7 protein-coding genes are annotated in these 5,530 nt (G+C 68.2%); 5 read left to right on the forward strand and 2 right to left on the reverse strand.

Annotated elements, in window-relative coordinates; genetic code table 11:
* Window positions 1-44 precede the first annotated feature (44 nt).
* From ABYX71_RS10050 to ABYX71_RS10070, 5 genes are all read left to right on the forward strand, one after another.
* Complete coding sequence (locus ABYX71_RS10050) at window positions 45-1,265, forward strand: argininosuccinate synthase (protein WP_372696368.1); 1,221 nt, start codon at window positions 45-47, stop codon at window positions 1,263-1,265.
* A gap of 7 nt (window positions 1,266-1,272) precedes the next feature.
* Complete coding sequence (locus tag ABYX71_RS10055) at window positions 1,273-2,436, forward strand: homoserine O-acetyltransferase (protein WP_372696363.1); 1,164 nt, start codon at window positions 1,273-1,275, stop codon at window positions 2,434-2,436.
* 53 nt (window positions 2,437-2,489) lie between these two features.
* The gene (gene metW / locus ABYX71_RS10060; RefSeq protein ID WP_372696369.1) at window positions 2,490-3,092 is read left to right on the forward strand and encodes a methionine biosynthesis protein MetW; all 603 of its coding nucleotides are present in this window, start codon (window positions 2,490-2,492) and stop codon (window positions 3,090-3,092) included.
* 33 nt (window positions 3,093-3,125) lie between these two features.
* Window positions 3,126-3,536 (forward strand): DUF4399 domain-containing protein, encoded by a 411-nt coding sequence (locus tag ABYX71_RS10065; protein WP_372696364.1) that lies wholly within the window; start codon window positions 3,126-3,128, stop codon window positions 3,534-3,536.
* Window positions 3,537-3,614: 78 nt separating this feature from the next.
* On the forward strand, window positions 3,615-4,424 hold the full coding sequence (locus ABYX71_RS10070; protein ID WP_372696365.1) for an undecaprenyl-diphosphate phosphatase: 810 nt from the start codon (window positions 3,615-3,617) through the stop codon (window positions 4,422-4,424).
* A 47-nt stretch (window positions 4,425-4,471) separates the two neighbouring features.
* Here ABYX71_RS10070 and ABYX71_RS10075 read toward each other — a convergent pair whose 3' ends face one another.
* Both ABYX71_RS10075 and ABYX71_RS10080 read right to left on the reverse strand, forming a co-directional pair.
* Window positions 4,472-4,786, reverse strand: a complete 315-nt coding sequence (locus ABYX71_RS10075) for a pyrimidine/purine nucleoside phosphorylase (protein ID WP_372696366.1) — start codon at window positions 4,784-4,786, stop codon at window positions 4,472-4,474.
* A gap of 61 nt (window positions 4,787-4,847) precedes the next feature.
* On the reverse strand, window positions 4,848-5,530 hold a 683-nt coding region (locus tag ABYX71_RS10080), incomplete at its 5' end, for an ATP-binding cassette domain-containing protein (RefSeq protein ID WP_372696367.1).

Consider the following 5,530-nt stretch of genomic DNA (forward strand, 5'->3'; position numbering starts at 1 on the left):
GCAAAAACCGCTACGCCGCGCGCCACATCCGTAGGAGATCGCCCGTGACCAGTCCCAAGAAAGTTGTGCTCGCATATTCCGGCGGGCTCGATACGTCCATCATCCTGAAATGGCTTCAGGAAACATACCACTGTGAAGTGGTCACGTTTACAGCGGATATCGGCCAGGGCGCCAGCGAGCTTGAACCGGCCAGGCGCAAGGCAGAGTCCATGGGCGCCAGCGCCATGTACGTGGACGACCTGACCGAGGAGTTCGCGCGCGACTTCGTGTTCCCGATGTTCCGCGCCAACGCCCTGTACGAGGGCGAGTACCTGCTGGGCACCTCCATCGCCCGCCCGCTGATCGCCAAGCGTCTGGTGGAGATCGCCCGCGAGACCGGGGCCGATGCCATTTCCCACGGCGCCACCGGCAAGGGCAACGACCAGGTGCGCTTCGAGCTTGGCGCCTACGCGCTGATGCCCGAGGTGCAGGTCATCGCGCCGTGGCGCGAGTGGGATCTCACCTCGCGCGAGAAACTGCTGGCCTATGCCGAGCGGCATGACATCCCGGTGGAATTCAAGCGCGCGGGCCAGACCTCGCCCTATTCGATGGACGCCAACCTGCTGCACATCTCGTACGAAGGCGGCGTGCTGGAAGACCCCTGGCAGGAACCGGAAGCGTCCATGTGGCGCTGGACGGTGAGCCCCGAGCAGGCACCCGACGCACCGCAGTACGTCGAGCTCGAGTACCGTCACGGCGACATCGTGGCGGTGGACGGCGAGGCGCTGACGCCGGCCGAGGTGATGCGCCGGCTGAACGACATCGGCGGGCGCCACGGCGTCGGCCGGGTGGACATCGTCGAGAACCGCTATGTCGGCATGAAGTCGCGCGGCTGCTATGAAACGCCGGCCGGCACCATCATGCTGCGCGCCCATCGCGCCATCGAGTCGCTGACACTGGACCGCGAGGCGGCCCACCTGAAGGACGAACTCATGCCGCGCTACGCCAGCCTGGTCTACAACGGCTACTGGTGGAGCCCGGAACGCCAGCTGCTGCAGACGCTGATCGACGAAAGCCAGCAGCACGTCAACGGCAGCGTGCGCGTGAAGCTGTACAAGGGCAACGTGCTGGTGGCCGGGCGCAAGAGCCCGGACTCGCTGTTCGACCCGGCCATCGCGACCTTCGAGGACGACGCCGGCGCCTACAATCAGGCGGACGCCAGCGGCTTCATCCGCCTGAACGCGCTGCGCCTGCGCAGTGCCGCCCGCCTGCGCGGCGGGGGCTGACGGCGCCTTGGCCACCACATCATCCCCCACCGGGCCCGACTCGGTGGGGCTGGTCCAGCCGCGCAGCTTCCGCTGTGACACGCCGTTGCAGCTCGACAGCGGCCGCGAGCTGCCGGGTTTCGAGCTGAAGTACGAAACCTACGGCACGCTGAACGCCGCCCGCAGCAACGCCGTCCTGGTCTGCCATGCCCTGTCCGGCGACCACCACGCCGCCGGCTGGCACAGCACACAGGACAAGCGCCCGGGCTGGTGGGACCACTGCATCGGCCCCGGCAAGCCGATCGATACCGACCGCTTCTTCGTGGTCGCCTGCAACAATCTCGGCGGCTGCGCCGGTTCGACCGGACCGAACACCATCAATCCGGCCACCGGACGGCTGTGGGGGCCGGACTTCCCGATCGTCACCGTGCGTGACTGGGTACGCAGCCAGGCCCTGCTGGCCGACCATCTGGGCATCCAGCGCTTCGCCGCGGTGGCCGGCGGCAGCCTCGGTGGCATGCAGGCGCTGCAGTGGGCCATCGAGTTCCCGGGCCGGGTGCGCAGTGCCCTGGTCATCGCCGCCGCGCCGCGGCTGTCGGCCCAGAACATCGCCTTCAACGAGGTGGCGCGCAAGGCCATCATGTCCGACCCGGACTTCCACGAGGGCCGCTATGCCGAGCAGGGCGTGGTGCCGCGCCGCGGCCTCATGCTGGCGCGCATGCTCGGCCATATCACCTACCTGTCCGATGGCCTGATGCGCCAGAAATTCGGCCGCGAGCTGCGCGAGGGCAAGATCAGCTTCGGCTTCGACGTCGAGTTCCAGATCGAGTCCTACCTGCGCCATCAGGGCGAGACCTTCGTCGACCGATTCGACGCCAACACCTACCTGCTGATGACCAAGGCGCTGGACTATTTCGACCCGGCGGCCGACTACGACAGCGACCTCACCCGCGCGCTGGCGCGGGCCCAGGCACGCTTCCTGGTGGTGGCGTTCTCCAGCGACTGGCGCTTCGCGCCCGAGCGCTCGCGCGAGATCGTCAAGGCCCTGCACACCGGCGGCAGCTCGGTCAGCTATGCCGCCATCGACTCGCCGGACGGCCACGACGCCTTTCTGCTGCCGAACGATCACTACTTCGCCGTGTTGCGGGCATTCCTGAACCGCATCCACGCCGAACTCGAGGTAACCGCGTGAACGCGTCCGTCGAACACGCGCACAGCACGGCGCCCCACGCCCCCAACGGGGGACTGCGCATCGATCACGCGCTCATCGCGCAGTGGATCCGGCCCGGCAGCCGGGTGCTGGATCTGGGCTGCGGCGATGGCGGCCTGCTGGCGTACCTGCAGGCCGAACGGGCAGTGACCGGCTACGGCGTGGAAATCGAAATCGACCGCGTGGTGCGCTGCGTCGAACGTGGCGTGAGTGTCATCCAGGGTGATCTCGACGCCGGCCTGGCGGACTTCGACACCGACTCGTTCGACTACGTGATCATGAGCCTGGCCCTGCAGGCGGTGTACTTCCCGGCACGGCTGCTGGCCGAAATGCTGCGTGTCGGCCGCGAGGGCATCGTGGCGTTTCCGAACTTCGGCCACATCAGCTGCCGCCTGCAGCTGGCCTTCGGTGGGCACATGCCGGTGTCGGCGGCGCTGCCGGAAACCTGGTACGAGACCGACAACATCCACCTGTGCACCATCCGCGACTTCGAGAGCCTGTGCCGCACGCTGGGCATCCGCATCCTGCAGCGCACGGTGGTCAACCACCAGCACCGCCGGTCGCTGGGCGCACGCCTGCTACCCAACCTGCTGGGTGAAATGGCACTGTATCGGTTCGAGCGCAAACCGGCCCGTTAGGGCTCGTGTCCCCCCACCGCCCGGAGTACCGACATGAAACTGCACCGTCTGCTCGCCGTCACCCTGCTGGCCCCGCTGCTGGCCACCGCCCGGACCCCGGCTCCGCCGGACGCCGAGGTCTACTTCATCACCCCCACCGACGGCGCCACGGTGACCAGCCCGGTGACCGTGCGTTTCGGCCTCAAGGGCATGGGCGTGGCACCCGCCGGCATCCAGAACGACGCCACCGGGCACCATCACCTGCTGGTCGACACCGACCTGCCGGCACTCGACCGGCCGGTACCGACCGACGACCATCACCGGCACTTCGGGGCCGGACAGACCGAAACCACCCTCACCCTGGATCCCGGCACACACACGCTGCAGCTGCTGCTGGGTGACTTTGCGCACATTCCGCACGAACCGCCGGTGATGTCGCCGAAGATCACCATCACCGTCGAATAGGTCGGATAGAAGGCGTCGCCCGCCGGTCCCCGTGCGCGGTGGCCGGCCACCCCAACCCAGACCGGAGCCCTGCCGGCCGTGCCCGCTGAACCGACGCTGCTGCAGATCATCGTGCTGGCCGTGGTGCAGGGCATCACCGAATTCCTGCCCATTTCCAGTTCCGCGCACCTGATCCTGGTGCCGGAACTGCTGGGCTGGCCGGACCAGGGCCTGGCCATCGACGGCGCCATGCACGTCGGTTCGCTGACCGCGGTGCTGTGGTACTTCCGCCGGGGCCTGTGGCCGATGACGCGGGACTTCGGGCGCAGCCTGGGGGGCCACGGCCTGACCCCGGACGGACGCCTGGCATGGGCCGTCCTGCTGGGGACCATTCCGACCGCCCTGGTCGGCCTGCTGCTGCACGACGTCATCGAAGGCCCGCTGCGCAGCGCCGAAGTGATTGCCGCCACCACCATCGTCTACGGCCTGCTGCTGTTGCTGGCCGACCGCACCGCCCGTCAGACCTGCAACGAGTACACCTTTCGCTGGCGCGATGCGGCGATCATCGCCCTCGCCCAGGTGCTGGCACTGGTGCCGGGCACGTCGCGCTCGGGCATCACCATGACGGCCGGCCTGATGGTCGGCCTGACGCGCACCGCAGCGGCGCGGTTCTCGTTTCTGCTGTCGATCCCCATCACCGCCCTGGCGGGCGGCTACGAAATGCTCACGCTGGCACAGACGGGCGCACCGGAACGGCTGGACACCGCCCTGATCGCCGCCGTGGTGGCGGCGATCAGCAGCTACCTGTCCATCGTGTTCCTGATTCGCCTGCTACAGAACCGCGGCATGACGCCGTTCGTCGTCTACCGCCTGCTGCTGGGCGCGTATCTGATCGCGGTGTTCTTCTAGGGGAAACGTCCAGCTGCCCGCGCGTGTCCCGGCGAGCGGCCACCGCCTCAGTCGAAGTGGCACACGTAGTGCGTCGGCTCGATGGCCTCGATGTCGAACCGGCTCTCGCCGGGCACCGCGAACGCCTGCCCGGCGCTGTATTCCTGCCAGCTGTCGCTGCCCGCCTGGCGCACCCGGCAGCGGCCGGCGACGATCTCCATCCGCTCCGGCGCGCCGGTGCTGAACGTGAGCACGGACGGCAGGATCACGCCCACCGTCTTGCGCGCGCCATCGGCCAGGATCACGGTGTGGCTCACGCAGCGGCCATCGAAGTAGACGTTGCCCTCGGTCAGCACGGTGACGTTCTCGAAACGCTCGGTCATGGCGGGTCCTGGCGGGTAGGTGCCGCGCCGCGTGCGGCGCGGCGGGCGGGTCGGGGTTGCCTCAACGCAAAGCCTTGAAGCGCAACCGGTGCGGGCGGGCGGCTTCCTCGCCCAGGCGCTGGCGCTTGTCGGCCTCGTACTCCTGGTAGTTGCCGGCGAAGAACGTCCACTGCGACTCGCCCTCGGCGGCCAGGATGTGCGTGGCGATGCGGTCCAGGAACCAGCGGTCGTGGCTGATCACCAGCGCGCTGCCGGCAAACTCCAGCAGCGCCTCTTCCAGCGCGCGCAGGGTCTCGACGTCGAGGTCGTTGGACGGCTCGTCCAGCAGCAGCACGTTGCCGCCCTTCAGCAGCGTCTTGGCCAGATGCAGACGGCCACGCTCGCCACCCGACAGGCTGCCGACACGCTTCTGCTGATCCGCGCCCTTGAAATTGAAGCGCCCCAGATACGCCCTGGACGGCATCTCGAACTTGCCGACGGTGATGATGTCGGCACCGCCGGAGATGTCCTCCCAGGCGGTCTTGTCGTTGCCGAGCTCGTCGCGGCTCTGATCGACCAGGGCAATGTTGGCGGTCTGGCCGATGTTGATGACGCCACCGTCCGGCTGTTCGCGGCCAGTCAACATGCGAAACAGGGTCGACTTGCCGGCGCCGTTCGGGCCGATGATGCCGACGATGGCACCGGGCGGAATCTTGAAGCTGAGGTCATCGATCAGCAGCCGGTCGCCGTAGCTCTTTCGCACAC

The organism is Immundisolibacter sp. (assembly GCF_041625615.1).
Classification (GTDB): Bacteria; Pseudomonadota; Gammaproteobacteria; order Immundisolibacterales; family Immundisolibacteraceae; genus Immundisolibacter.